The organism is Stenotrophomonas sp. Steno-C18 (assembly GCF_056393195.1).
This window is the reverse complement of sequence record NZ_JBWJOX010000002.1, coordinates 320995-346592: the sequence shown is the minus strand read 5'-3', so window position 1 is coordinate 346592 and position 25598 is coordinate 320995. Positions and strand designations below refer to the sequence as shown.

Sequence of the window (25598 nt, the reverse complement as noted above, 5' to 3'; positions counted from 1 at the left end):
CCTGGCCACGCGCCCGCACTCTGGTGAACGCCCACGCCGATTCCGGTTGCTGCTGGCCGGCGTGGCCATGCTGCTGCTCGCGTTGACGCTGGACATCACCTTCCGCGACGGCTTCTCGCGCCTGGCCGACCTGGTCTTCGACGCGTTCCAGCGCGCCGCTCCCCGGGCGGCCACCGCCGACCCGGGCGTGGTGGTGGTCGACATCGACGAAGCCTCGCTGCAGCGCATCGGGCAATGGCCGTGGCCGCGTGACCGCATCGGCCAGGCGGTGGATGTGCTCGGTGGCATGGGCGCGGCCGCCATCGCCTTCGACATGGTATTCACCGAGCCGGACCGCACCTCGCTCGGCCCGCAGCTGCAACGGCTGCGGGCGCGGGGCATCGACGTGCAGGTTCCGGCCGGGGCGGTACTGGACAACGACGCGTTGTTCGCCGCGTCCATCGCACGCAATCCGGTGGTGATGGGCGTGGCGCTGTCCGACGAAGGCGGGCGCGCGTTGCTGCCGCCGGTGGCAGGCCTGTCGTTTGCCGGCAGTGACCCGCGTGATTACCTGGACGCCACACGCGGTGGCTTGTCGAACCTGCCGGCACTGACCGACGCGGCCAGTGGTATCGGCAGCTTCTCGTTCCCGCCGGCGCGCGACAACATCATCCGCACCTTGCCGCTGGCCGCGGTCGCGGCCGGCCAGGTGTACCCGGGCCTCGGCGTGGAGGCACTGCGCGTCGCCCAGGGCGCATCGGGGCTGACGCTGCGCTCCAGCGACGCGAGCGGGGAGGTGGGGGCTGGCCCGGTGGCGATGACGTCGGTGCGGGTCGGGGTGCTGGAGCTTCCGGTCATGGCCGATGGCCGCTTCCGCGTGCATTTCTCCGGCATGCCGCACATGACCGTGATCCCGGCCTGGCAGCTGTTGCAGGACGATGGCGCCGCACTGGCCGACAAGGTCGAGGGCCGCATCGTGTTGATCGGCACCTCGGCGATCGGCCTGCGCGACATCGTCGCCACGCCGCGCGTCGCGGCCGAACCGGGTGTCAACGTGCATGCCGAGCTGATCGACCAGGCGTTGAACCAGCAGTTCCTGCAACGCCCGGACTGGGCACGCGGTGCCGAGGTGCTGGCGGCGGTGGTCGCCACGCTGCTGTTGCTCGCAGTGTTGCGCCTGGGACGGCCGGTGCTGTCCTCGCTGGCACTGCTGGTGTTGGTGGGCGGCGTGCTCGGCGGCGCGTGGTGGGGCTACCGCAGCCACGCGATGCTGCTCGATCCGCTGCCTGGCCTGCTATGCCTGCTGGTGGTGTTCCTGACCATGATGCCGGCGTTGTTGTTCCTGGGTAACCGCGAGAAACGCTTCGTGCGCACCGCGTTCGGACGCTACCTGTCGCCGGCCCTGGTCGAGCGCCTGTCACAGGATGCACAGGCGTTGCAGCTCGGCGGCCAGACCCGGCAGATCACGGTGCTGTTCTCCGACATCCGTGGCTTCACCACGTTGTCGGAGCAGCTCAGCCCCGACGCGCTCACCGCGCTGCTCAACCACTACCTCACGCCGATGACCGATGTACTGCTGGCGCACGAGGCCACCATCGACAAGTACATCGGCGACGCCATCATGGCGTTCTGGAACGCCCCGGTGGATATCGCCGACCATCCGCGCAAGGCCTGCCTGGCCGCCCTGGGCATGGCCGATGCGGTGGCCGCACTCAACCGGACCCGCGACAGCGCGCTCCGCATCGGCGTCGGCCTGCATTGCGGCGATGCCTGCGTCGGCAACCTGGGCTCGCAGCAGCGCTTCTCGTATTCGGCCATCGGCGACACGGTCAACCTGGCCTCGCGCGTGGAAGGCCTGACCAAGTTCTACGGCGTCACCGTGCTGGTGACCGAGGCGGTGCGCGCGCAGGCCGCGGACCTGGCCTTCGTCGAGGTCGACCGCGTGCGTGTGGTGGGGCGCGGCGAGCCGGTGGTGCTGCATGCGCTGCTGGGCGATGCCCGCCACGCGGTCGACGCTGCCTTCCTGGCGCTGGCCCGGCACCACGCGGCCATGTTGGCCAGCTACCGGCAGGGGGATTTCCAGCAGGCGCGGGTGCTGCTGCAGGCACTGGGCGACACGCCGGCGGCGCGGCCGTTGCAGGCCCTGCACGCGCTGTACGCGCAACGCCTCGAGCACCTGCTGGACCAACCACCCGAGGGGTGGGATGGCATCTTCACGGCCACCTCCAAGTAGTGCCAGACTCCACCTTCAGCCCGAGGCAGGTTGCCAATGGATTCCCACGCACTGCTGCAGACCTTGACCCTGTTGATCGTCGGCCACGCATTGGCCGACTACCCGCTGCAGGGCGAGTTCCTGGCCAAGGCCAAGAACCGTTTCGCGCCGGTCCCCGGTGTGCCGTGGTACCAGGCACTGGGTGCGCATGCGGTGATCCACGGCGGTGCGGTCGGCGTGATCACCGGCAGCATCGTGCTGGGCGTGCTGGAAGCGCTGAGCCACATGCTGATCGATGACCTGAAATGCGGCCATCGCATCAGCTACAACGTCGACCAGTTGCTGCACGTGGTGTGCAAGTTCATCTGGTTGGGGCTGCTGGCCTGGGTGCCCGCGCTGCCCTGAGCGCGCCCTTATTCCTCCAGCGCCGGTACCGTTTCGCCGCGCTGCCAGGCGCGCAGGCCAACCAGCCCATCGATGCGCTCCAGCAATCGGCGCGTGTATTCGTAGCCGGCCTGCTCCTGCGCACGGCCCAGCTTGAAGTTCAGCAGGCCCATGCCCGGCACCGTCGGCGGCTTGAGCAGCAGGTCGTTGCCACGCCCGGCACCGCGCAGCATGCGCCCGGAGGTGATCTGCATCGAGCGCGCGGCCACCACGCCGATGCGCGGGAAGTCATCGCCCTTGCGTCTGCCGGTCAGCAGCTGCCAGGCCAGCGACAGCCGTGTGGGCACCTGCGCGTAGGCGCTGCTGACGCGCCACTCGTCGTCGGAGGACAGCATCGAGATCAGGTTGGGGCCGCTCTTGATCGCGCGCATCACCGACACCGGCACATTGTTCATCACCCCGCCGTCGACCAGGACGTGGCCCTGCGCGCTGATCCACGGCGGCAGCGCGACGGGGATGGCGGTGGAGATGCGCAGTGCATCGCGGGTCAGGCCGTGGCGCACCACCTCCAACTCGTTGGTGGACAGGTTGGCACCCACCGCGAAGCAGTTGATCGGCAGGTCTTCCAGCCGTGAGTCGCCCAGCTGGTCGTGCATGCAGGCATCCAGGTGGCGGTGGTCGAGCAGGCTGTACCAGGGCAGGGTGAAGCGGCCCAGCGCCTTGCGCTGCAGGAAGAACTGGTCGTAGTCGGCCATCATCCGCGCGGCATCGTCACCGGCGGCATAGGCGCGCGCGACCACCGAGCCGATCGAAGTGCCGCCGATGATGTCCAGTTCCACGCCGGCTTCGCTCAGCGCCCGCAACGTACCGATGTGGCCGGCCCCCAGCGCGCCGCCACCGCCAAGGACCGCGCCCAGCGCGTGGCCGCTGAGCAGGCGCGCGACGCGGCCGAGGTGCGTGGGGCTGTCCAGGGCGACATGGTGGTGCAGGTGCAGCGGGCGCTGCTGCAGCCAATGTGCGGTGCCGGCGATGGGCTCGCTGGCATGTTCGCGCCACAACAGCAGGCCGACCTGGCGCGGGCGGAACAGCGGCAACGCATAGGCTTCCAGCGTGCCCAACGGCACGGTGCCCTGGCGGGCCTCGTCCAGCCGGCCGCACAGCAGCAGCTGGTCGCAGTGGCGCAATGCCACGCGGTCCCAGCCGGCATGGCCGTCACCGGCGACCAGCAGCAGCTTGCCGCCGTCCGACTCCTGCAGGCCCAGCCAGCGCGACAGCTGCTGCTCGTCGGCGGCCTCCAGCCCGGCGGGCAGGTCATGCGCGCGCAGCACGGTCACCCGTGGCACGTTGTCGCGCAGCGCCTGCAGCAGCTGCGCGACCAGGGCTTCGGGTACCGGTGCGCCACCGGCCGGGCACAGGCCGATCGCATCGGCGGTGCGGGGGGCCAGGGTTGCGGCGGCCGAGGTGGTCGCCGCCAGCCGCCGTCCCAGCGTGCGCAGGATGGACTGGGTGAAGTCCGGTTGCGCCGCGGACAACCGGTCGAAGCTCTCGCGGCTGAGTTCCAGCACCTCCGAGTCGCGGCTGGCCACCACGTCGGCGGTGCGGGTCAGCCCGCCGAAGAAGGCGATCTCGCCGACCGGTTCGCCCGCGCCGATCTCGGCCACCAGGTGGCGGCCGTCCAGCAGCACCTCGAAGCGGCCCCGCACCACGTAGTACACGTGGTCGGCCGTATCGCCCTGCCGCACCAGGTAGTCGCCCTTGCGCAGCGCCAGCCGACGCATCTGCGCCAGGATGCTGTCGCGCTGGGTCTCGGACAGGCCGGCCAGTAGCTCGGAGCGGGGAACGGAGGAAGCATCGGCGGACACGGCGGGGCTCATGCGACAAGGGCGGGATCAGACAGCGGAGGTTGTCCGCATGCCACTGTGCCCCGCCAACGTAAGAGCGGATGGCCCCGGCCGTCCCGCCACCTGAACGGATCGGCCAATGGCCGCGATCAGGTGTTAGGCACGGCTACTTTGTAGCCGCGCCTATGCGTTACGGGGCAATAACAGTGCAGCCCGCCGCTGGCGTCTCGGTGACAACCTGAGAGCCATCACTTCCCGGGCAGCGGTACAGGGTTTTCTGCTGAGCGGTGGCACTTTGTGAGCCCCAACTGCGCCAACCGGACCCACCAGTCGATCCTGACTGCGACTGCGACTGCGACTGCGACTGCGATTGAGCTTGGGTGGCTTGTTGCTGCGGCTGCGGTGCATTCGAAGCGGTGGCAACCGGTGCCTGTGGCTGGACAGTGGCTTGCGCCTGCCCATCTTCAAACACATAGATGGCAAGGCCTGCGCCTTTCTTCTGGAAAACCCCGCTGCTTACGCCAAGCCCATAGGCAGTGTTGCCGTAACCCCAAGCTTGGCCGGAGCCGACGGAGCCAATCTGCTGATCGCCCATTCCGCCAATAAGGATGCCATTGGCACCGAGGTCAGCCGCCTCCTGTTTCAAGCGCTCCATCACCTTATTGGTCTTGCCCTGATCGGTGATGGCCCATGAATTACGGCTGCCGGCATCCAGTAGCGCAACTTTCTCGAATCGGGCCGGCGGATCCAGATAGATACGTACGCGAGAGGGATCAATTGGCGGGCGCTGATTGCCTACAAGCACGCTGGATGACGCGCAGCCGGTGAGAGCAAGAACCGCCATTAGCGAAATTGCTTTGATGTTCATCCATTTCCCCTGTTGTAATTCCATCTGCCGGAGGTAGCCTCCGCCCTGACTAAGCCGCCCGATCCTATCCGAAGATATACCTTGCCGCCAATTTGTGTGCCTTCCGGCATCGGGAACGGGTCACCGTAACTCTAACCTTTTGTTCTCACTGGCGACATGGATCACATCCCGATCCGGCCGGCGTTTGATCTGATGGTTGTTGCCCATGTTGATCAGGTAGATTCCATCGTCGTCGCATGAGCTGACGCCCGTTATCAATCATTACGGCATCGCCAGGTTGGACCAGTCGCAGCATCGAGTCTCCACTGCCGGAGATAAGGCGCGGCCGGTTAAAGCCTGCAATGTTGCGGATGTATTCGCGTACGAATGAAGAGATGGAATCACCCTCGACCTCCCTTCCGAAATGGGAAAGGGACTTTCCGGCCAGCGCTGCTAGTTTGGGCAACTTGCGCTTGTTTACCTTTTCCGTCCTCAACCAGCCGGACTTAGGTTGTTCCGTCACGCCAAACGCATTGGCGATCTTCTTCTTGGTGCGCCCTGAGCCTTCGATAGCAACTCGAGCTGCTACGGCTATTTCGTCGTTCTCGGGTATCGCCTGATTGTCCGTGGTAATGGCGTGTGGATGTAGCAAGTTGCCGATACACGAAAAAGCCAACTCGCGCGCTGGGATCGGTGCACAAGTCGATGTCAGGGGGGGAGCAAACGCGCGCTGCGTGGCCGACCTGGGTTTGCCACGGGCAACAGTTAGGCAGCATGTGCCGGACGGCGGTGCGCAGGAGCATGCAAGCCAGATCCTTTGATGCCGGTTTGCCGGTCATTCGCTTGCTGATCTGGTCGAGCATGTCCTGGGAGGCAGAAGGGAAACATCCCGACGCCGAGCGAGCTCCTTCCAGCGCGTTAGATTCCCGCGCTTCGTGCCGGCATCGGCTTGGAGCCGGCCACCTCCTTCGTGCTACCGGTCGATAAGGTTGGTCATGGCCGGCTCCCGGGAGGGTCTTGCTGGCCTTCAGGGCCTCCTCTGTAAGCTTTGCCCAATCCCTGCAGCCTTCTTTTCCGTTGAAGGAGTCCTGGAGAGGGTAGGATGCGCCCCGCGGACGCGCCAAGGCGCGTCATTCTTTACCCCAGTCGCCCGATCACCTCCATGGGGTGCACGGCATTCCCTTGGTGCAGCGGAGGTACGTTGCGCCGGGATCTAAAGGGAAAATCAGGGGCTTACGGGGGAGTGTGCAGCCCCCATTTCGAATCCAGATTCGTCGTATGTCATTGAAATATAATATTAATCTCGTATCGGTTGCGCCGATGATGGACTGGACGGACCGCCATTGCCGGGTCTTCCATCGCATCCTCGCGCCGGGCGCGCGGCTGTACACCGAGATGGTGCACGCCAATGCGGTGATCCATGGCGACCGCGAGCGGCTGCTCGGCTTTGACCGCTGCGAACACCCGCTGGCGCTGCAGCTGGGGGGCAGTGAGCCGGTCGCGCTGGCTGCGGCGGCCCGGATCGCCGCCGACTGGGGCTATGACGAGATCAACCTCAACTGCGGCTGCCCCTCCGACCGGGTCCAGGCCGGGCGCTTCGGCGCCTGCCTGATGCGCGAGCCGGAGCTGGTCGGCGATTGCGTGGCGGCCATGGTCGCGGCGGTGGACATCCCGGTGACGGTCAAGTGCCGGCTGGGCGTGGATGAGGACAACGAGTACGACCGCTTCGCCGGGTTCGTCGACCGCCAGGTGCAGGCCGGCGCGGCGATGGTGGTGGTGCACGCCCGCAATGCGTGGCTGCAGGGCCTGTCGCCGAAGGAGAACCGGGAGATCCCGCCGCTGCGCTACGACTGGGCCTACCGGCTCAAGCGCGAACGCCCGGACCTGCCGGTGGCGCTCAATGGCGGCATTGCCAGCGTCGAGGCCGCGCAGGCGCATCTGCAGCACGTGGACGGGGTGATGCTGGGCCGCGCCGCCTACCACGACCCCTACGTGCTGCACGCGCTGGAGGCCGCCCAGACCGGTGCCGCGTTGCGCACGCGCGAGGAGCTGCTGCTGCAGATGCGGCCCTACGTGGAGGCTCGGTTGGCCGACGGACTGTCGCTCAAGCACATCAGCAAGCACCTGCTGGGCCTGTTCCATGCCCAGCCGGGCGGGCGGGCGTTCCGCCAGGTCCTCAGCGAAGGCGCCCACCGTCCCGGTGCCGACTGGGGCCTGATCGAGCAGGCACTGCAGGTCACCCGCGACCAGGCCGAACGCGTCGCCTGAGGGTGCGCGGCCGGGCAGAAAGGCGGCAATTTGTCCGGTCATTTTGCTGAATGAGCGGCGCGGGGGCGGGCAGGGTTCAGACCGGATTCACTCCCAAAAATCAAGAATTTGCCGTGATTTCGTAGGGGCCGGGAAAAATTTTCAACGTCGCCTTTTACGAATTTTGAACGTTGCCCCGCAGTCCGTTAGGATCGTTCCCATGCATCCGCACTTTCGTCGTCGTCTGCAGATCACCCTCGCCGCCACGTTGACCGTGGCAGGTCCGGGCGTGGTCGCCGCGTCGGCCGAGCCGCCGCCGCGTGCGGAGCCGGCCCGGGCCCAGATGGTGGCCGAGCGTGGGCGTCCGGCCAACGACCGCTCCCTGTCCGACGCCGTGCGCCGGGTACAGCGCGAAACCGGCGGGCGCATTCTCGGTGCCGAGCGCGTGCCGTACGATGGGCGCGACATCAACCGCGTCAAGTACATGGACGACCGCGGTCGGGTCCGTTACATGGACGACCCTTCGCCGTCGCGGGCTGCTCCCCGGCCGCCGCGGTCCGATGACCAGCCACCACGCGGCGATAACTCCTGAACAGCGATAATCGCTACGCGTTCCGCATCAAAATGCCGGCAGGTGCCGGCCCAAGTTACTAGGGAGAGTTCATGCGTATCCTTCTGGTTGAAGACGAAGCCCCGCTGCGGGAAACCCTTGCAGCCCGCCTGAAGCGCGAAGGTTTCGCAGTGGATGCGGCACAGGATGGTGAGGAAGGCCTGTACATGGGTCGCGAAGTGCCGTTCGACGTGGGCATCATCGATCTGGGCCTGCCGAAGATGTCGGGCATGGAGCTGATCAAGGCGCTGCGCGATGAAGGCAAGAAGTTCCCGGTGCTGATCCTGACCGCCCGTTCGAGCTGGCAGGACAAGGTCGAGGGCCTGAAGCAGGGCGCCGACGACTACCTAGTCAAGCCGTTCCATGTCGAAGAGCTGCTGGCCCGCGTCAACGCGCTGCTGCGCCGCGCCGCCGGCTGGTCCAAGCCGACCCTGGAATGCGGCCCGGTCGCGCTGGACCTGGCGGCACAGACCGTCAGCGTCAGCGGCAGCAACGTCGACCTGACCAGCTACGAGTACAAGGTCCTCGAGTACCTGATGATGCATGCCGGTGAACTGGTCTCCAAGGCCGACCTCACCGAGCACATCTACCAGCAGGATTTCGACCGCGACTCGAACGTGCTTGAAGTGTTCATCGGCCGCCTGCGCAAGAAGCTGGATCCGGACGGCGAGCTCAAGCCGATCGAAACCGTGCGTGGCCGCGGTTACCGGTTCGCGATTCCGCGTACCGAGGGCTGAGCCCCTCCCAGGGGCGTTGCGGTATGACGGGCCGTCAGTGGCTATTGAAGCGTTGGCGGCCCCGCTCCCTGCAGGCCCGCCAGCTGTTGGCTGCCTCGGTGGGCCTGGTGGCGTTCCTGGCGCTGGCCGGTTACGCACTGGACGCCATGTTCGCCGACACCGCGCGAGCCAACCTCAGTGAACGCCTGAAGAACTACGCCACCGCCTATGCCGGTGGCGTGGATTTCACCCGCGACGGCTCGTTGTACATCCGCGAGCAGCCGCCGGATCCCCGCTTCGACGTGCCCGGCAACGGCCTGTACCTGCAGGTGGTGATGCCCGGTGGTACCGGCAATTCCATGTCCGCCGAAGGCCCGATGCTGCCCGACGTCAGCGGGCGGATGCTCAAGCCGCGCGAGGAAGTGTTCGAAGGCCCGTTGCCGATGACCCAGATCGACGGCACGCCCGGCGAGGTCTACCGCTATGGCATGGGCCTGGTCTGGGGCGGCGACGGCGGCCCGGAAACCGAATTCCCGTACACCATCTACGTGCTGGAGGACTCACGCGCGCTGGGCAAACAGCTGCGCGTGTTCCGTGGCGCGGTGTGGTTCTGGCTGGGCGTCACCGGCCTGATCCTGTTGCTGCTGCAGACCCTGGTGCTGCAGTGGAGCCTGCGCCCGCTCAAGCGCGTGATCAACGAGCTGACCAAGGTGCAGCGCGGCGAGCGCGAGCGCATGAGCGAGCTGCACCCGCGCGAGCTGGCGCCGCTGACCGAAAGCATCAACGCCTTCATCGAAAGCGAGCGCGAGAACCTGGAACGGCAGCGCAACACGCTGGCCGACCTGGCGCATAGCCTGAAGACGCCGCTGGCGGTGCTGCGCACGCAGCTGGACAGCGGTGCCAATGACCCGCAGGAGCTGCGCGAGGAACTGGACGTGCAGCTGCAGCGCATGAACAACCTGGTGTCCTACCAGTTGGCGCGTGCGGCATCGTCCGGTCACAAGCTGTTCTCCGCGCCGGTGCCGATCGAGTCCAACGCCGAGGAGATCGTGCGCGGTCTGGAGAAGGTCTACGCCGCCAAGGGCGTGCTCTGCGAGTTCGAACTGGAGCCGGGCGTCAGTTTCTACGGCGAGCCGGGCGACCTGCAGGAGCTGCTGGGCAACCTGCTGGAGAACGCCTTCAAGTGGGCCAACCGCCGCGTGATGCTGACCGCACGGCCGATCACCAGCGGTGGCGGCCGCCGTGCCGGCCTGATGCTGGCGGTGGACGACGACGGCCCGGGCATCGCCGACGAGAACATCGCCAAGGTGCTGCAGCGTGGCGTGCGCGGCGATGAGCGCGTGCAGGGCCACGGCATCGGCCTGTCGATCGTGCAGGACCTGATCAAGGCCTACCGCGGCCAACTGCAGGTGAGCCGTTCCAGCGAACTGGGCGGAGCCCGCTTCGAAGTCACCCTGCCGCCGGGCATCTGAGCACGGCGCAATCGCGTTGCCCCAGGCAGGCGCTTCATCCGTGACCTGCGCACGCTGGCATGCAATCCCGGCATCACCACGCGATCAATATCGCGCTTGGGTCGCGCTGCCCGGCGACGGACCATACAGCCGGCGCAGGTGCGCGGCGACTGCCGGCATCGCCTGCTCCAGGACATCGGGTGCGGAGAAGTGGTACTCGCTGACCACGGCGAAGAACTCTTCCGGGGCTTCGGCCGCGTACGGATCGAGGGTGACCTCCTGCTCCCGGTCCACCTGCGCGCGGAAGTGGTCGTAACAGTGCTGGAAATCGTGCGCCCATTGCCGCTGCCATTCGCGTGGCAGCGGCGGGGTGCCGTCAATGGCGCCGTCCAGTGCGTCCAGCTTGTGTGCCATTTCATGCACGGCCACGCAGAAGCCGGCGTGCGGGTCGGCGATATCGGCCTGCACGTCGGCCCAGGACAGGATCAACGGGCCGCTGTCCCAGGACTCGCCGATCAGCTCGTCGTCCCATTCGTGTACCACGCCCCATTCGTGGCCGTCGTCGATGGCATCGTCATGACGGCGTCGTACCCGGAATGCATCGGGGTAGACCACCAGTTCCGACCAGCCGTGCAGGCCTTCGGCACCGAACTCGATCAACGGCAGGCAGCACAACGCGGCCAGCAGCATGCGCTGGCCTTCGTCCAGGACCAGGCCGGCGACCGGCGTGATGGTCTTGTGCCGCAGGAACAACCCGGTCAGGGCGCGTAGCCGCTCTTGCTGGGCGGGCTGCAGGGCATGCAGCCAATGACAACCCCGGCAGGTCTGTTGCCAGAGGGCGTCATCAAGCGGAGCAGGTGTGCGCCGGAACCAGCGCAGCAACGACTGGATCAGCGGAACATCCCGGGCAGCATGCGGTGCCAGCGCGGTGCGCGCAGGCGCGGCAGGATGTCGTCGTCACTGCCGCCGCCGGCACTTTGCGTGGCCTTGGCCTTGGCCGGTGGCGTGGTGGCGGCCGGCGCGGTGGTGGCGATGTTCACCGAGGCCGCCGGGACGGCGACACGTTCCACCTCGCTGGGCGCGTAGCTGCAGCCGCCCTGGCCGGCACCGCCGAGCGCATCCGAAGCCTGCGCCGCAACCGGGGCCAGCAGTAGGATCAGGCAATGAGCGAGGTGGCGCATCGTCAACATCCACAGCAGGGTGAGTTCCCGATTCTAGCCTGCTTTCTGGACTGAATTGGGCCCCCCGTCGGGCGCTTTGCGAGGGCATGCCGCATAATTTCGCGGTCTGTTGTCGAGGAACCCCCTGTGGATGACCGCCAATTGCTGGCCAAGCTGGGCGCTGGAGCGTTCTCCGGTGACGCGCTGGCCCGTGAGCTCGGCCTGACCCGGGCAGCGGTCTGGAAGCGTATTCAAGGCCTTCGCGCCGCAGGCGTGGCCATTGAAGGCCGCGCCGGCGACGGCTACCGGCTAGCGCAGCCACTGGACCTGCTGGATGCCGCACAGATCCGCGCCGCGCTGGCAGCCCCCGTGCAGGCGTTGCTGGCAGGGCTGGAAGTGGCCTGGTCAGTGAGCTCCACCAACACCGAATTGCTGCAGCGCAGCGCGCCTGAGCGCGGGGTGGAGGTATTGCTGGCCGAGCGCCAGACCGGTGGCCGCGGCCGTCGCGGCCGGCATTGGGCCTCGCCATTGGCCGCGCACGTGTACCTGTCGCTGTCGCGCAGCTTCGCCGGTGGCCTGTCGCGCCTGGGCGGGCTGAGCCTGGCCGTCGGCGTGGCCACGGTCGAGGCGCTGCAGGGATTGGGCTTCGGCCAGGTGGGCCTGAAATGGCCCAACGACGTGGTGGTGGACGGCCGCAAGCTGGGCGGCCTGCTGGTCGAGGGCGGCGGTGAGTTCGCCGGCCCGGCGCGTGCGGTGATCGGGCTGGGACTGAATGTCCACATGCCTGCGGCGGCGGCCGCCGACATCGGCCAGCCCTGGGTGGACCTGGACGCATTGGCCGGCCTGCCGGTGCGGCGCGATGCGGTGGTCATGGCGCTGCTGTCCTCGTTGCTGCCGGCGCTGGACCTGTTCGAGCAGGAAGGACTGGCGCCGTTCCTGCCGCGTTATGCGGGCATGGACGTGTTGCGTGGCCGCACGGTGCGGGTGGAGGAAGGGGGCGTGATGCACGAGGGCGTGGCCTGCGGGCTGGCCGACGATGGCGCGCTGAAGGTGGAGATGGCCGGGCGGGAGACCTGTTTCCATGCCGGCGAAGTCAGCGTGAGGGCGGCATGAGCGATTGGTTGTTCGACCTGGGGAACTCGCGCTTCAAGTTCGCGCCCCTGCATGGCAACCAGGCCGGCAGCGTGCAGGCCTGGGCGCACGGTGCCGAAGCGATGACCGCCAGCGCGCTGGAAGCGCTGCCACGTGGCGAGGCCGCATGGGTGGCCAGCGTGGCTGCGCACGCACTGACCGGGGAGGTGATGCGCATCCTGTCCGAGCGTTTCGAGCAGGTGCATGTGGCGCGCACCCAGGCGCAGTGCGCCGGCGTGACCGTGGCCTATGCGCGCCCGGAGAAGTTCGGTGTTGATCGTTTCCTGGGCCTGCTGGCGACGGTGTCATTGCAACGACCGGTGCTGGTGGTGGGTGTCGGGACGGCGTTGACCATCGACCTGATGGACGGCGATGGCCTGCATCGCGGCGGCCGCATCGCCGCTTCGCCGACGGTGATGCGCGAGGCCCTGCACGCGCGTGCGGTGCAACTGCCCGCCAGCGGCGGTGATTACGCAGAGTTTGCCAACGACACCGCCGATGCGCTGGCGTCCGGCTGCGATGGCGCGGCCGTGGCGCTGGTCGAACGCAGCCTGCAACAGGCTGGCGGGTTGCTGGGTGCCGCGCCGACGTTGATCGTGCACGGCGGCGGCGCCGCACCGTTGGTGCCGCTGCTGCCCGACGCCGAACACCGGCCGGCACTGGTGCTTGATGGGCTCGCGCGCTGGGCCGTTCACCACGGCGCCGGTGGACGGTAGGATCTGCGCATGCTGAGCCGCTTCCTGATCGTCATTCTTGTGATCCTCAACGTGGGCGTCGCGTTGTGGTGGATGGTGCCGCGCGCCGATACCGCCGCCGCACTTGCCAAGCCCGAGCTCGGCGTCGCCACGCTTGAGCTGATGCCGTCGCCGGCAGCACCGGCCGCCACGGGCGATGCCGTGCCGGCGGTTACTCCCGCGGCCGCAGGGGCGGCACCGGCCGTTGCTCGACCGGAGGACGCCGAGCCGGCAGCGTCGACACCGGCGCCGGCCAAGCCGACCGAAGCCAAGCCGGCCGAGGCCGTGCCGCCGGTGGCAGCCACGCCCAAGCCGGTCGAGCACTGCGCCAGCCTCGGCCCGTTCACCGACGCGGCCAAGGCACAGGCGGCGCAGGCGGCACTGGGTGCCGACGCACAGCGCCCGCGCGTGCGTGAAGTTCCCGGCAAGTCCGGCAGCGGCAGCTACCGTGTCTTCATCCCGCCAGCGGCATCGCGTGAGGAAGCGCAGGCCACGGCCAAGCGCATCGTGGAAGCGGGCTTCAGCGACTACTTCGTGGTCTCGCAGGGCGAGGAGGCCAATGCCGTCGCGCTCGGCCAGTACCGCAACCGCGAGGGTGCCGAGCGCCGCCTCGCCACGTTGGTGGCCGCCGGGTTCCCGGCGCGGCTGGCTGGCGGCGGCAACGAAACCCCGCCAACCTGGTGGCTGGACGTCGCCTCCAGCAGCGCCTCGCCAGCCACCCTGATGCAACGTGCCGGCGCCGCCCAGCAACAATCGCTGGATTGCGCGCGACTGCGCTAGAATGGCGCCCGCCTCCGGCCAGCGGGGGCGCCCGGCGGGTTCCCGCACCGCCCGAAAGATTTCTTGCCGCTTTAGCTCAGTTGGTAGAGCAACTGTCTTGTAAACAGTAGGTCATCCGTTCGATTCGGATAAGCGGCACCATCGCCTGATCCCATGGCGTCCAGGCAAGTCCGGAATTCATGCCAAGCCCGCAGAAATGCGGGCTTTTCTGTACGCTTTGGTCCGGGCTTGTCCAGCTACAACCACCGACACTTGGGGGCATGCGGGGCACTGCTGAAGGGGACGACGCGCAACGGGGATGTGCCCAATGGGGCCAAGCAGCTGGCAGATATGGCCGCGCGCGGCACAGAGGTAGGGCCAGCAGGCCGTCTGTGCGGGTCAGAATCGATAGGTGGCAGCCAGCGTGAAGTAGCGCCCGTAAACATCGTCGACTGCCATGTTGTAGCCGCCGGTGTAGAAACGATAGCTCACAGGGCGCCTGTCCAGCAGGTTGTTGATGCCGAGCGTACAGGACCAGTTTTCCGGACCTGCGTAGCGGGCGTTGAGGCCCAGTAGTGTCGCCGCCGGATTGCTGCACTTGCCGGCATCGCGGTTCTCCTTGGGGCACGCCTGTCCGACGGGATAGGCGGATGAAGTACCGAAGTGGCGCACGGTCAAGGTCGTGGTCCAGCGGCCATTTCGCCACTGCACGTCGCCCAGCAGGGTCAGCCTGGGGGTGTCGTGGCCGGCGTTCTCGACGGCTCTGGGCTGGATGATGCTCGAAGTGGTGTATCGGCTGAGATAGTGCGCCGCCAGATGGAAGCCAAGCTCGCCCAACCCGTCGCGCCGCAGAAGATAGTTGGATTCGAGCTCCCATCCGCGGGTTTCCGATTTACCGATGTTGGCCAGGAAGCGGTTGGCACGATAGAGCACGCCATTGGCGTCGCGAACCAGGCCCTCCGGGAAAAGGGAGGGGTAGCGGAGAGCATCCGCGATACCGAACTCGTCGGTGCGCAGAACGTGGTAGCGGTCCAGAGTCACGCTGAAGGCATACGTTGGCGCCCAAGCCAAGCCGAGAGTCAGGCTGCGAGAGTACTCCGCGCGCAGGTGAGGGTTGCCGCCGACGCCATACTCGACCCGGCATCGATCCGTGCCCGCCCGGATGCAGGGCATCAGCTGCGAAGTGGCGCGCATGGTCGTGATGTCGGTCCCCTCGCCGAACGGCACACGCGTATCGTTCAGGCTGGGTGCCCGATAGCCCTCGCCGAAGCTGGCCCGCGCCAGGAAAGATCGGCTGGGCGCCCACTTGAATCCGATCCGGGGAGAGGTGTTGGACCGAAAGCCCTGGTGATGATCGAGGCGAGCGGCCAAGTCCATCTGCACCGTCCGGTGCAGTGGCAGGTTGAGTTCGGTAAAGACGGCGGAATCGTGAACACGAAGATCGTACGGTTCGACTTCAAGCGTTCCGAGCGCAAGGCCGCCGTCTAGCTGTAGTGGATCCGGAATGCTTCGCCGTTGGGAGATGTGGTGCACCATGCCCACCACAATTTGCGCAGTCGCGCCAAAGGCATCGAACAACGGGCGGTTAGATGTGGCCTCCAGGGTGTCGACGGAGTACTGTCCGGCGGGGCGGATGGACGTGCGCATCGCGTTCATGACGTCTGTATTGTCAGTCCCATCGACACGGATGTTTTCGTAATTCGCGTTGACCTTCTTCCGCTGCAGAACATTGTCGATGCTGCTGTGAACCCGGCTGTCGCTGCGGGACAGCGCGATGTTCCAGTTCCAACGACGGGCCATGCCCTCCAGGCCAATCGACAGGTCATTGGAGGTGCTGGTGGTTCGGTTCCGGGGGACCCCCAGTTCATAGAGAGCGAGGTAGACGTCCGGGTTTGAGGTGGGAGCTAGTGCATAGTCGGGGTGGGATGGCTTGAGGGTGAGGTAGCCGAAAAGCGGCGAGTACTGCAGCGCCTGTTCGCTCCGGGTGCGCAAGCCGGAAAAGTACAGCGACATCGAGCTGCCCAGCTCCTGGTCCCATCGGACATAGAGGGACTTGTTGCGTACTTCCGGTTGCAGGGTCCGGTATCTCGCCGAATCCAGGCGGCAGTAGGGAGAATCCGGATTTTCCCCTGTCGCCTGGCATTGTGGGAACGAACGTACAGGAACCCCCAGTGGCGTCACGAACCCGAGGAATACCCGGTCATCCGGCAAGCCGAATCGGGAGCGATCGTTGGTATGCCAATCGCGACGGTTGCCGCCCAGTTCGTTCTGCGAGGAGGTGTCCGCCGCGAGCAGGAGGTGTCCACCCGTTCGTGTCTGCATCCCGAAGATTGCGGATGCTTGACGTGATAGCGCATCGCCCTGCTGGGACATGCCGAATCGTGAGGAGACCTCGCCTCCCTCGTGGTCCTTCTTCAGGATGATGTTGACGGTACCCGCCATCGCATCCGCGCCATAGATCGCAGAGGCGCCGCCGCGCAGGATCTCGATACGGTCAATGAAACTCAACGGAATGCTGTTCAGATCGATGAGCCCGCCGAGATCGCTGGAGGCGAGTCCGAACGAAGCAATGCGTTTCCCGTTCAACAAATAGAGCGTCGCCCTTGGCCCCAGGGAATACAGGCTGGCGCCAGAGGCAACCACGGTGGGGTAGTACCGTCCCTCGCTGGAGACGGTCATGGGGTGGTGGCTCACGAGGCCAGGGCGATCGCCCAGCAATTCGTAGAGCGTTTGCCGCCCACTGCGCTCAATCTCGTCCGCCGTTATCACGGTCATGGGGACGGACAGTTCCATGGAGGTCTGCGGAATGCGCGTGCCGGTGACGGTGACCGTGGCCAGCTCGGCCACGCTCGTTGCCGGGGCTGCTTGTGGACTTTTGACCGGGGCATCGGCTACGTGCACCTGCCTGCTGGTGCTTCGCAGCAGGTAGGTGTTGGCGGTCACGGCGACCGCCGTCAGGTTGTGCTCGGCGAGCAGTTGGGCGAGCCCGGCAACGAGGGGGTGATTGCCCCGCAATCCATCGCTGTGTTTGCCGCGCACCAGCATGGGCGAATACAGCAACTGGATATCTGCTTGACTGGCAAAAGCCTGCAGGGCGTCGTCCAGTGTGCCCGCGCCAATCTCATACCGGGAGGGCGGGGGAGTGCGCGCCGGTCCGGCGATGGCGCCTTGCGGAATGATCGCCAGGCACGTCAGAACGAACAGATGCGCAAAACGGTATTTGAGGAATTCACGAACTACAGTCGTTACGTGGCGATTGCCGCGAGGACTGATCGGCATGGTCGATAGTGCTCCCCAGCACTTAGTGTTGCGACGCGGATAACTCGATCCGATTTCCATCGATGGGTTGCGCCTGCAGGCCCCAGCCCTGGCGCAGGGTGGCCAGCAGCGCCGTTTGGTCGCCGGCATTGAATACACCGCTGACCCGGATCTCTCCCAACTCGCTCCCGGACAGTACCAATTGGTCATGGGAGTAGCGATTGAACTCCGTGACCAGATCGGCGAGGCGTTCTTCCTCGAAGATCAGGCGCCCCTGGGTCCAGCCCTCTGCGACATTGCGTTCGATGCGTTGCGGGGAGCCGAGCGTGCCATCTGCGCCATAGACCAGTTGCTGCAACGGATGGAGTTCAATGGAGCGGCGGGGAGTATCCCCTTGCGTGCTGACGATGACACGCCCTTCCAGCAGGGCGACGAGGGTGCCTCCGCCCTGCCGCTGCACCTGGAAGACGGTGCCGAGCGCACGGACGCTGCCGGTTCCCGAGGTGACCACGAAGGGCCGATCGGCATCGTGCGCGACGCTGGCCTGGATACGGCCTTTGAGTAGCACGACATGGCGTTGCGAGCGTTGGTAGGACACCTGGACGAGCGTATTGGTGTCCAGCACCAGGGAAGACCCATCCGGCAGGTCGACACGGCGCTGCTTGCCGATCTCCGTTGCATACGCGCTGGGTGGCGAGGGCCGGGAATCCCCGAGAAGCCAGAGCCCTCCGCTGACCGCCAGCACCAGGGCAGCCGCCCAGGCCAGCGGGCGGAGCCAGGTACGCTGGCGTCGAGTGGCCGGTGTGCGAACAACCGGGTGCGGCTTGGCTTCGTGTAGTGCAGGATCGGCTATCAATGCGCCGGCCAACTGATGGATGCGTTCGACCTCGGCGTAATCGAGCACGTTTCGGGGGGACAAGGCCAACCATTCCTCGAAAGCGGCGTGGTCAGACGCGGTGCATTCGGGTGACAGCAGACGGGCCAGCCAATCTTCGGCCGAATCGGGGAAGTCCTGGAGAGAGGGGGTGTTCATGTGCGCTGCTCGGATACGCCCACCGGGGACGTCTGGTTGGAGAGCAACGTCCTCAGCGAGGACAGTGCCTTCCCGATGTGTTTCTCGACCGTCTTGACGGAGATGCCGCAATGCCTGGAGATCTGGGTGTAACTCATCCCTTCGATGCGGTTGAGCAGGTAGACCTCCCTGCAGCGCTCCGGGAGGAGATTGATGGCGGCCCGGACACGGGCGAGTTCCTCCCGGTCTTCGGCCCACTGTTCCGGTCGCGGCATCTCGTCCTGGATGTCATGTGCCTGCAGTTCCATGTCCGACAGGGAGGTCTGGTAGAGGCCGGCCTGTCGCCGCCGGGAATCGTGGAGCAGGTTGAGTGCAATCCGGTACAGCAGGGGCTTCAGGGCTTCGACCGGCGCGTCGCGATAGCGCGTCAACTTGTAAAGACTTTCCTGGGCGATGTCCTGGGCATCGTCAAGGGAAATCCCCCGGCCGCGCAGGAAGCTGACCAGCATCGGGCGTTGCTCGCCCAGAAATCGTTCGAATGGCAGGTGGCTGATCCTGGCGTCTAGAGTGACACTCATTTGCCCCTGCCCGCGGAAGTTGGTTGTCTTTGTGACTGATTCTAACCAGCCCCGAAGTGATTTCACCATATGGAGTGGTTGACCCTCGCCGCTTCGGGCGTCGCGGGCGTGACGGTCATCCAGGAAGGGCAGCGATGAATCGGATGGGCAATGCCTGCCTGGCCAATGGAAGCACTCCCCGCACTCGCCCATCCGTGGAAATCCCCCCTCCTTCTCCGGCCTGTACTGTCGGAGGTAGGGGGATAGGGGGTGTTCTGCGTTTCAACGGGGATGTGGGCGAAAGCGCCTTCCGAAAACAGAAAAGGTGAGTGGACGGAAACTTGGTTCCGGGCCTTGAACTCACCGGCGCGGAAGGTTGTGCGAACCAAGGCCCTTGTCTTCTGCCTTTGCAGAGGTAGGGGGGAGCGGACGATTCTGCGTTTCCAGCAGGAACGTTGGTTCCGGGGCGTAGATGATGGAAGACATGGCGGCGCGTATCCGCATCGCACGCCTGCGGGCAGCAATGACCCAGGGGCAGCTGGCGGAACGGATCGGGGTGACACGCAGTGCCGTCGCGAACTGGGAAATCAGCACGCGGCCCAAGCCGAACATCACCCACCTGGTTTCAATCGCCATCGAAACCAATGTTTCGTTCGAGTGGATAGCCATAGGGCGTGGGGACATGGCGCTCAAGGTCTAGATGAGCTTGCCCCACGCGTGCCCCATCGTGTTGTGGCCCGCGGTGGCTCTCAAACGCGCCCATGACCATTCCACGGGATGGTCCATCCCTGTCGATCTCGCGTGGAGGTAGGGAGGTAGGGATGCGGCTGCGTTTCATGCGTAACGGACGTCGATGGAGCGGATAGAAGAATGGACATGGCAACGCGTGTGCGCGTGGCACGCCAGCGTGCGGGTATGACGCAAGGTCAGTTGGCAAGCCGGTTAGGAGTGACGCGAGGGGCGGTCGCGAACTGGGAGGTCACCGCGCGCCCCAAGCCCAGCGTAAGCAACCTGGTCGAGGTTGCGAACACAACGGACGTCTCGATCGAATGGTTGGCAACCGGACGCGGCGGGATCGTGCTTTCCGGATGAGCCCGGGGTTCGGCCCAAAGGCAGTGTGATTATCAATCACCAAATGCAGTGCGCCGCTGGTTTTGCGATTGGCCGTTGCTACGCTTTCAAAGCAGTCGTTTTCAACGCCGCGTTCGCCATTTTCTGCGGCAGGTTCCATCACGTTCATCAATCCCCATAGGAACGCTTCAATGAATATCAACTCATGTGGTCAGGCTTCGCGTGCGGCTGAACAGGAACGTCTCGCCCGCTTGCGCGCAGAGTTACTGCGCGGCGGCCGCTATGTGAAATTCAAGGGCATCCTTGCCAGCATCGCCCCCAGCATGGCGACGGTGAGTCTGGTCGCGGGTTTGGCGGTTGCCCCGCCGGTGCTGGCCGCGGATGTCGTCATTACCGAGCCGCCGTCGAATGCGCCGGTTGTCGTCACGTCCCCAGGGGTGGACAACGTGACGGTCACATCGACCGGGCTGATCACCAACGGGAACGATGCGAATCACTCCCCGATTGATATCCAGACGGATGTGAACTCCGGCACGATCACAGTGGATGTGCACGACGTCACCACGACAGCGGGTGCCCGGGGGGCGATATTCATCAATACGGACGGCACCGGAGATGTGAACGTCACTTCGGATGGTGATGTGACCGGAGCCCTGAAGGGAATCAACGTCACGCATACCGGTGACGGTAATGTCACCGTGACCTCCACCGGGACGATCACCGGCAGCGCTGATAGCGGTGTCCGCGTCATTCGTGACGGAAGTGCCGCCGGCTACAACGTCAACGTGAGCGTCAACCAGGTAACGGCCAACGTCGGCGGGACCGGTGCGGCGCTGGACATCGGCAATGCCAGCGCGGGCGGGTCGATCACGGTGACGGCAACCGACACGGTGACGAACACCGCCGGACACGTCATCCGCATCAACGGGGTCGACGGCAACAGCGACGGCAATCTCGGGGGGCCGCTCACCCTCGACGTCAAGGACCTTGCATCGGGCAGCCGCGCCAGCGCCTCGGATGTCTTCGCTTCCGGCGGCGGTGACGGCATTCAGCTGGTCGGCGCGGTGGGCGCGATGGGAACGCAGCAACCCACCAACATCACCACCGGCAACATCGACGTGTCCGGCACTGCCGTGAACCTGGGCTACGCGATCAACCGCGTCGGTGGGCCGACCACCGTCACCACCGGCGACATCACCGCTGGCGGCGCAGGCGTGGTGATCGAGTCGGCCGACAACGGCGAAAACTATGCGATCAACGTAACGACCGGGAACGTGACCACCGCCAGCACCGGCATCACCGTGAACCAGTCGGGTACCGGCAGCATCTCGGTCGAAGCGGGCGACATCAACGCCGGAATGGTGGCTTCCGGGGTCAACGGCTTCCAGAACGCCGGTGGCTATGGCGTCCGTCTGGACAGCGACCCGCATGGGGCCACGACGGCCGGTCCGGGGGGATCCGACTGGAATGTGACAACGGGCGACATCACCGTCACGAACCGTTCCACCGGTGACTTCGCGGGTACCGGTATCGGGCTGGGCACGATCCAGAACGGCGGTAATGGCAACACGACGGTGACGGCCGGCAACATCCAGGCCGGAACCGGCGTTGTCTACAACCGCAACGGCACCGGCAAGGTCAGCCTCACCACCGGTGATATCACCGCGACGACGGGCAATGGCATCCAGTTCGGTACCAATCTCGTCAGCAACGACTTGACCATCACCACCGGTGATATCACTGCCGCTGGGAAGGGCATCACCGGTGACACGTACTTCAGCAACGGCCTGGCCTTCACCGCCTCGATCAATGTCGGCAGCATCACCTCCGGCGGTGATGGCATCGACATCATCCACAGTGGCGCCGGTGCCGTAACGGTCAACTCCACCGGAACCATCCAGTCCGATGCCGTGGGTATCAATCTGACGAATGATTCCGTGGCGTTCAACCTCGCAGCGCCCGACAGCCAGACCATCATCAACGTCAACAACATCGATACGCCGAACAATACGGCGATCTACGTGAATTCCAACGCGGTCAAGGGAACCACGATCACCACGAATGGCGCCATTGATACGTCGGCGGCAAGCCTCACCGCCGGCGATGGCATGCGCGTGACGGAGCATGAAGGTCCTCTGGTCGTCAACGTCGCGCAGGGCAGCACCATCACCTCGTTCAACAACACGATGGAGCTGACCAACAACAGTACCGCGGGAACGACGATCAACGTGGATGGCGTGTTGATCTCAACAGCTTTGGGAGGTGCGGCTGACGGCGTCATCTGGACGTGGGGCACGCCCGGAACGTCCACGGTCAACATCAACGACGGATCCACGGTGCAGGCTGCGGATCGAACCGGCTTCGCCATGACGGACAACGGTGGTGATTCGGTGATCACCGTCGGCACGGCCACGGTGACCGGCGGCTTCCGCCTGGGAACGGGTGCGGACGTGCTGACCTTCAACGGCACCGACATGCTGAACACCGGTACGCTCGATGGCGGGTTCGACGATGCGATCGACGTCCTGAACCTGAACGCCGTCGGCAACCTGACGCGTGACCTGGATGTCGTGGGCCAGGAAATCGAGAACTGGAGGGCCGTGAACCTCAACGGCGGCGCCGCGGATCTGGTGGGAACCATGACCGCCGGTACCTTCACCCTGGGGGTAGATGCCTCGGGTAGTCCGGCCGTGCTGAGCATCGGTGCGAACCACGTGGGTGACACGTTGACCATCGGTGCCCTCACCGCCACCAGCGGGAACTACGCCGGTGCAGGCGGCAACCTCCTGCTCGACGTCGATGCGTCCACGCACACGTCCGACCGGTTGGTGGTGGACGGCGACGTCAGTGGCGTGACCGGCCTGCTGTTGAACAACATGACGCCCACCGGCAGCGCATCGGACCTCCAGGATATCGAAGTGGTCGACGTGACCGGCGCCTCGCCGGATGACGCCTTCGTGCTCGCGCAGGGGCCGGCGGTCCTGGGGGGACGCGCCTACATGCTGCAACAAGGCAATTCGGCCGGCGCCAACCCCTTGAACTGGTTCCTGACGCTCCAGCCCTGCCCGGCGGGAGGCTTGAACGAGACCAATGGCGCGACGTTGGGGTGCGTGACCGATGACACGCTCAGTCTGGATGATGCAACCGTCTTTGCCGGCAACTTCGAAGGCGGCGGCGGCATGGATATTCTCACCGTCGCTGGCGGCGCATCGGTCAGCGGCATCGTGGCCGGCGGCTACGCCGGTGCGGATGCGAGCGCGCTGGAGGATGACGCGGACCTGATCACCATCAACACGACCGGTTCGGTCGGTGGCGTGATGGGCAACCTGGGCAACGACGCGATCTACGTGGTCGGCGGCAGTACGGTGGCCGGCAACGTCGAGGGCAACGAGGGCAGCAACCAGATCCGGATCGGTGGCCTGGGTGCGCTCCCCGGTGGAAGCACCCCGACCCTGGACAGCGTGAAGGTCAATGGTGACGTGCGCGGTGGTGACGGCGCGGCGACGGATGGCAACAACCAGATCTGGGTGCTGGGCGGTGCACATGTGGCCGGCGACGTCTTCGGTGGCAACGGCAATGACACGATCGTCCTCAACGGCGCCACGGCGGCGATTGACGGCGCCATCGATGGCGGCGCCGGCAACGACACGATCGCCCTGATGAGCGGTGCCGTTGGCGGCGTGGCCGGCGGTGAGGGTGATGACCGGATCAGCCTGGATGGTGCGACGGTCAACGGCCTGATCGATGGTGGCGAGGGCAACGACACCATCAGCCTCAACAGCGGTTCCGTTGCCGATGGCGTCGACGCCGGCAACGGCAATGACGCGATCGTGCTCAATGGTGCGACCGTCAGCGGCCCGATCAGTGGTGGCGCGGGCGACGACACCCTCAGCCTCATCAGCGGGTCCGTGGCGGGGGGCGTCAATGCCGGCACCGGCGCCGATACGCTGAACGTGGCGGGAGCGACCTTTTTGCTGGGCAGCACCTCGCTGGATGGTGGCGCCGCCGGTGAAGGAAATACGCTGAACCTCAACAACGTCAACCAGACGCTGGTCACGCCGCAGAGCAACCTGGTGAACTGGGACACCATCAATGCCAATCGTTCGAGCCTGACGGTGAGCGGTGCCGATTCGCTGACGGCGGCGCAGGTCAATCTGCTGGATTCGGCGATCCTGGCCCGCGACGGCTTCACCATCAATGGTGGCCTGAGCCTGAGTTCGTCGGTAATCGACATGCAGGACGGCGTGGTCGGTGACGCGTTCAAGGTGACCGGCGATTACACCGGTGTGGGTTCGGGAAGTGCGTTGAAGCTCGATGCCGATTTCTCCACCAATCTGGCGGACACGCTGCAGGTGGGTGGGGCGATCACCGGTGTCACGACCTTGAGCGTGAACGACGTGACGCCGGAGACCGCCGAGGCCACTGGCCAGGACGTGCTCGTCGCCACCGCTGGCAACGTGGACGTCTCCAACTTCCACCTGGCCGGCGGGTCCATCGTCAATGGCATCTGGGAGTACGGCCTGGCAAATGGCACCCAGCCCGAAACCGTGGTGCTGCGCGGCAGCCTGAACTCGCTCGGCGCGTTGTACAGCGGGGCCGCAGGTGCCCTGGCCGACGCCTTTGGCGAACTTCCGACCTTGGAGGAACGTGTCGGCCAGCGCCAGTGGCTGGCCAGGGACAATGGCGGTGCGTTCGAGGGCCTGTGGATTCGCGTCGCCGGTGATCGGACGACCAAGACGCCGGAGAGCAGCGCCATGGACTACTCCACGCGCAATCGCACGTGGGGCGTGCAGGTGGGAGCGGACTTCGCGCTGGTCAACAACGAGAACGGCCTGCTGACCGTGGGCGCCACTGGCCAGTTCAAGGACATGGACGCCTGGATCGACCGGGCCGGGTTCGCCGACAAGGGGCGGATCCGTGCCGATGGCGGCGGTGCCGGCATCAATCTGACCTGGAACGGCGCCCATGGTGAGTACGTGGACCTGCAGGGGCAGTACAACAAGGCGTCGGCGACGCTGGGCACGGCAGGTATGGGCACCACCATGGATGACCTGGATGTGGAATCCACGTCCGCCGGTCTGGAAGCAGGAAAGCGCTTCGTGGTCAGCGCGGACCGCAAGAAGGTGCTGGTGCCGCAGGCCCAGGTGAGCTGGAACCAGCTGCGCTCCGATGCGTTCAAGGACAACAGGGGGGTGGAAGTCGACCTGGGTGACTATGAAACCAGTAAGGCGCGGGTTGGCCTGGCGTACGAGTACCATGCCAACGGCATGAACCTGGCCGGGCCGGACAAGGACGGCGAAATGTTCTATGCCATCGTCAACGTCGTGCGGAACCTCTCGCCGCGACACACCGCGGTTGCCCAGAACAGGGCGCTGGTCACCCGCGACCAGGCGACCTGGTACGAGCTGGGTGTCGGCGGATCCGTTGCCCTGGGCAAGAACGCACTGGTCTATGGCCAGCTGACCCTCAGCAGGGCCAGTGAGGACGCGGACGGCAACAACGGCATCGGCGGCACGGTGGGGCTGCGCTGGGCTTTCTAAACCAGGGTGTGGTTTCCCGGGGGCTCCTGTGCCTGGATGGCCAGGAGCCATGAACGACGGGACGCGTTTGTCGGGGAGGTGGGGCCGAT

General features: G+C 65.9%; 20 protein-coding genes and 1 tRNA gene. 13 read left to right on the top strand and 8 right to left on the bottom strand.

From position 1 onward, the window contains the following. Nucleotides 1-67: 67 nt before the first annotated feature. Both AC06FE_RS06160 and AC06FE_RS06155 read left to right on the top strand, forming a co-directional pair. A complete protein-coding gene (locus tag AC06FE_RS06160; protein ID WP_478072670.1) occupies nucleotides 68-2212 on the top strand; it encodes a CHASE2 domain-containing protein in 2145 nt (714 codons plus the stop codon). A 36-nt stretch (nucleotides 2213-2248) separates the two neighbouring features. Next, nucleotides 2249-2596 carry a DUF3307 domain-containing protein gene (locus AC06FE_RS06155; RefSeq protein ID WP_192286932.1) on the top strand — a complete coding sequence of 116 codons (348 nt, stop codon included), beginning with the start codon at nucleotides 2249-2251 and terminating at the stop codon, nucleotides 2594-2596. Nucleotides 2597-2604: 8 nt separating this feature from the next. On the opposite strand, the gene AC06FE_RS06150 is transcribed toward AC06FE_RS06155, so the two are convergent. The 3 genes from AC06FE_RS06150 to AC06FE_RS06140 all read right to left on the bottom strand — a co-directional run bounded on the left by AC06FE_RS06150 (nucleotide 2605) and on the right by AC06FE_RS06140 (nucleotide 5939). Next, nucleotides 2605-4437 carry a patatin-like phospholipase family protein gene (locus tag AC06FE_RS06150; RefSeq protein ID WP_478072522.1) on the bottom strand — a complete coding sequence of 611 codons (1833 nt, stop codon included), beginning with the start codon at nucleotides 4435-4437 and terminating at the stop codon, nucleotides 2605-2607. Between the two features lie 169 nt (nucleotides 4438-4606). Further along, nucleotides 4607-5284, bottom strand: a complete 678-nt coding sequence (locus AC06FE_RS06145; RefSeq protein WP_478072521.1) for a hypothetical protein — start codon at nucleotides 5282-5284, stop codon at nucleotides 4607-4609. A 145-nt stretch (nucleotides 5285-5429) separates the two neighbouring features. Next, on the bottom strand, nucleotides 5430-5939 hold the full coding sequence (locus AC06FE_RS06140; protein ID WP_478072520.1) for a hypothetical protein: 510 nt from the start codon (nucleotides 5937-5939) through the stop codon (nucleotides 5430-5432). A 602-nt stretch (nucleotides 5940-6541) separates the two neighbouring features. On the opposite strand from AC06FE_RS06140, the gene dusA reads away from it, so the two are divergent. The 4 genes from dusA to AC06FE_RS06120 all read left to right on the top strand — a co-directional run bounded on the left by dusA (nucleotide 6542) and on the right by AC06FE_RS06120 (nucleotide 10308). Continuing rightward, entirely contained in the window at nucleotides 6542-7531 is a 990-nt protein-coding gene (gene dusA, locus AC06FE_RS06135) for a tRNA dihydrouridine(20/20a) synthase DusA (RefSeq protein WP_478072519.1), read from the top strand. Nucleotides 7532-7853: 322 nt separating this feature from the next. Then, nucleotides 7854-8102 carry a PepSY domain-containing protein gene (locus AC06FE_RS06130; protein ID WP_132866029.1) on the top strand — a complete coding sequence of 83 codons (249 nt, stop codon included), beginning with the start codon at nucleotides 7854-7856 and terminating at the stop codon, nucleotides 8100-8102. Nucleotides 8103-8173: 71 nt separating this feature from the next. After that, nucleotides 8174-8857, top strand: a complete 684-nt coding sequence (locus AC06FE_RS06125) for a response regulator transcription factor (RefSeq protein ID WP_003469280.1) — start codon at nucleotides 8174-8176, stop codon at nucleotides 8855-8857. Between the two features lie 23 nt (nucleotides 8858-8880). Beyond that, nucleotides 8881-10308 (top strand): ATP-binding protein, encoded by a 1428-nt coding sequence (locus AC06FE_RS06120; protein WP_192286927.1) that lies wholly within the window; start codon nucleotides 8881-8883, stop codon nucleotides 10306-10308. Between the two features lie 84 nt (nucleotides 10309-10392). Here AC06FE_RS06120 and AC06FE_RS06115 read toward each other — a convergent pair whose 3' ends face one another. Next, complete coding sequence (locus AC06FE_RS06115; protein WP_478072669.1) at nucleotides 10393-11211, bottom strand: M90 family metallopeptidase; 819 nt, start codon at nucleotides 11209-11211, stop codon at nucleotides 10393-10395. Further along, a complete protein-coding gene (locus AC06FE_RS06110; protein WP_132862465.1) occupies nucleotides 11178-11468 on the bottom strand; it encodes a hypothetical protein in 291 nt (96 codons plus the stop codon). The genes AC06FE_RS06115 and AC06FE_RS06110 overlap by 34 nt, the downstream gene beginning before the upstream one ends. A gap of 126 nt (nucleotides 11469-11594) precedes the next feature. On the opposite strand from AC06FE_RS06110, the gene birA reads away from it, so the two are divergent. The 4 genes from birA (at nucleotide 11595) to AC06FE_RS06090 (ending at nucleotide 14233) form a co-directional block, all read left to right on the top strand. Beyond that, nucleotides 11595-12560 (top strand): bifunctional biotin--[acetyl-CoA-carboxylase] ligase/biotin operon repressor BirA, encoded by a 966-nt coding sequence (gene birA, locus AC06FE_RS06105; RefSeq protein ID WP_478072517.1) that lies wholly within the window; start codon nucleotides 11595-11597, stop codon nucleotides 12558-12560. Beyond that, nucleotides 12557-13294: a type III pantothenate kinase gene (locus AC06FE_RS06100; protein WP_478072516.1), complete on the top strand. Its 738-nt coding sequence runs from the start codon at nucleotides 12557-12559 to the stop codon at nucleotides 13292-13294. The genes birA and AC06FE_RS06100 overlap by 4 nt, the downstream gene beginning before the upstream one ends. 9 nt (nucleotides 13295-13303) lie before the next feature. Continuing rightward, on the top strand, nucleotides 13304-14092 hold the full coding sequence (locus AC06FE_RS06095; RefSeq protein ID WP_478072515.1) for an SPOR domain-containing protein: 789 nt from the start codon (nucleotides 13304-13306) through the stop codon (nucleotides 14090-14092). 65 nt (nucleotides 14093-14157) lie between these two features. Then, a tRNA-Thr gene (locus tag AC06FE_RS06090) sits at nucleotides 14158-14233 on the top strand. Between the two features lie 237 nt (nucleotides 14234-14470). Here AC06FE_RS06090 and AC06FE_RS06085 read toward each other — a convergent pair. Genes AC06FE_RS06085 through AC06FE_RS06075 form a run of 3 tightly spaced genes read right to left on the bottom strand, consistent with a single transcriptional unit; the run spans nucleotide 14471 to nucleotide 18919 of the window. Continuing rightward, nucleotides 14471-17350 carry a TonB-dependent receptor domain-containing protein gene (locus AC06FE_RS06085; protein ID WP_478072514.1) on the bottom strand — a complete coding sequence of 960 codons (2880 nt, stop codon included), beginning with the start codon at nucleotides 17348-17350 and terminating at the stop codon, nucleotides 14471-14473. Nucleotides 17351-17372: 22 nt separating this feature from the next. Next, nucleotides 17373-18362, bottom strand: coding sequence for a FecR family protein (locus tag AC06FE_RS06080; protein WP_478072513.1), 990 nt, complete (start codon nucleotides 18360-18362; stop codon nucleotides 17373-17375). Continuing rightward, on the bottom strand, nucleotides 18359-18919 hold the full coding sequence (locus AC06FE_RS06075) for an RNA polymerase sigma factor (RefSeq protein ID WP_313253188.1): 561 nt from the start codon (nucleotides 18917-18919) through the stop codon (nucleotides 18359-18361). Before AC06FE_RS06075 ends, AC06FE_RS06080 begins: the two co-directional genes overlap by 4 nt. A gap of 451 nt (nucleotides 18920-19370) precedes the next feature. Here AC06FE_RS06075 and AC06FE_RS06070 point away from each other — a divergent pair, with 451 nt between their 5' ends. From AC06FE_RS06070 to AC06FE_RS06060, 3 genes are all read left to right on the top strand, one after another. Continuing rightward, a complete protein-coding gene (locus tag AC06FE_RS06070) occupies nucleotides 19371-19598 on the top strand; it encodes a helix-turn-helix transcriptional regulator (protein WP_313253185.1) in 228 nt (75 codons plus the stop codon). Nucleotides 19599-19768: 170 nt separating this feature from the next. Then, the gene (locus AC06FE_RS06065) at nucleotides 19769-19990 is read left to right on the top strand and encodes a helix-turn-helix transcriptional regulator (RefSeq protein WP_478072512.1); all 222 of its coding nucleotides are present in this window, start codon (nucleotides 19769-19771) and stop codon (nucleotides 19988-19990) included. 170 nt (nucleotides 19991-20160) lie between these two features. Continuing rightward, nucleotides 20161-25509, top strand: a complete 5349-nt coding sequence (locus AC06FE_RS06060; protein ID WP_478072511.1) for an autotransporter outer membrane beta-barrel domain-containing protein — start codon at nucleotides 20161-20163, stop codon at nucleotides 25507-25509. Nucleotides 25510-25598: the final 89 nt, after the last annotated feature.

What these genes read in the sequence shown, in the direction of transcription:
- AC06FE_RS06160 (WP_478072670.1), top strand. Translation starts at nt 68, where the DNA reads ATGCTGCTGCTCGCGTTGACGCTGGACATCACCTTCCGCGACGGCTTC.
- AC06FE_RS06155 (WP_192286932.1), top strand. Translation starts at nt 2,249, where the DNA reads ATGGATTCCCACGCACTGCTGCAGACCTTGACCCTGTTGATCGTCGGC.
- AC06FE_RS06145 (WP_478072521.1), bottom strand. Translation starts at nt 5,284, where the DNA reads ATGAACATCAAAGCAATTTCGCTAATGGCGGTTCTTGCTCTCACCGGC.
- dusA (WP_478072519.1), top strand. Translation starts at nt 6,542, where the DNA reads ATGTCATTGAAATATAATATTAATCTCGTATCGGTTGCGCCGATGATG.
- AC06FE_RS06130 (WP_132866029.1), top strand. Translation starts at nt 7,854, where the DNA reads ATGGTGGCCGAGCGTGGGCGTCCGGCCAACGACCGCTCCCTGTCCGAC.
- AC06FE_RS06125 (WP_003469280.1), top strand. Translation starts at nt 8,174, where the DNA reads ATGCGTATCCTTCTGGTTGAAGACGAAGCCCCGCTGCGGGAAACCCTT.
- AC06FE_RS06120 (WP_192286927.1), top strand. Translation starts at nt 8,881, where the DNA reads ATGACGGGCCGTCAGTGGCTATTGAAGCGTTGGCGGCCCCGCTCCCTG.
- AC06FE_RS06110 (WP_132862465.1), bottom strand. Translation starts at nt 11,468, where the DNA reads ATGCGCCACCTCGCTCATTGCCTGATCCTACTGCTGGCCCCGGTTGCG.
- AC06FE_RS06100 (WP_478072516.1), top strand. Translation starts at nt 12,557, where the DNA reads ATGAGCGATTGGTTGTTCGACCTGGGGAACTCGCGCTTCAAGTTCGCG.
- AC06FE_RS06095 (WP_478072515.1), top strand. Translation starts at nt 13,304, where the DNA reads ATGCTGAGCCGCTTCCTGATCGTCATTCTTGTGATCCTCAACGTGGGC.
- AC06FE_RS06085 (WP_478072514.1), bottom strand. Translation starts at nt 17,350, where the DNA reads ATGCCGATCAGTCCTCGCGGCAATCGCCACGTAACGACTGTAGTTCGT.
- AC06FE_RS06080 (WP_478072513.1), bottom strand. Translation starts at nt 18,362, where the DNA reads ATGAACACCCCCTCTCTCCAGGACTTCCCCGATTCGGCCGAAGATTGG.
- AC06FE_RS06075 (WP_313253188.1), bottom strand. Translation starts at nt 18,919, where the DNA reads ATGAGTGTCACTCTAGACGCCAGGATCAGCCACCTGCCATTCGAACGA.
- AC06FE_RS06070 (WP_313253185.1), top strand. Translation starts at nt 19,371, where the DNA reads ATGATGGAAGACATGGCGGCGCGTATCCGCATCGCACGCCTGCGGGCA.
- AC06FE_RS06065 (WP_478072512.1), top strand. Translation starts at nt 19,769, where the DNA reads ATGGACATGGCAACGCGTGTGCGCGTGGCACGCCAGCGTGCGGGTATG.
- AC06FE_RS06060 (WP_478072511.1), top strand. Translation starts at nt 20,161, where the DNA reads ATGAATATCAACTCATGTGGTCAGGCTTCGCGTGCGGCTGAACAGGAA.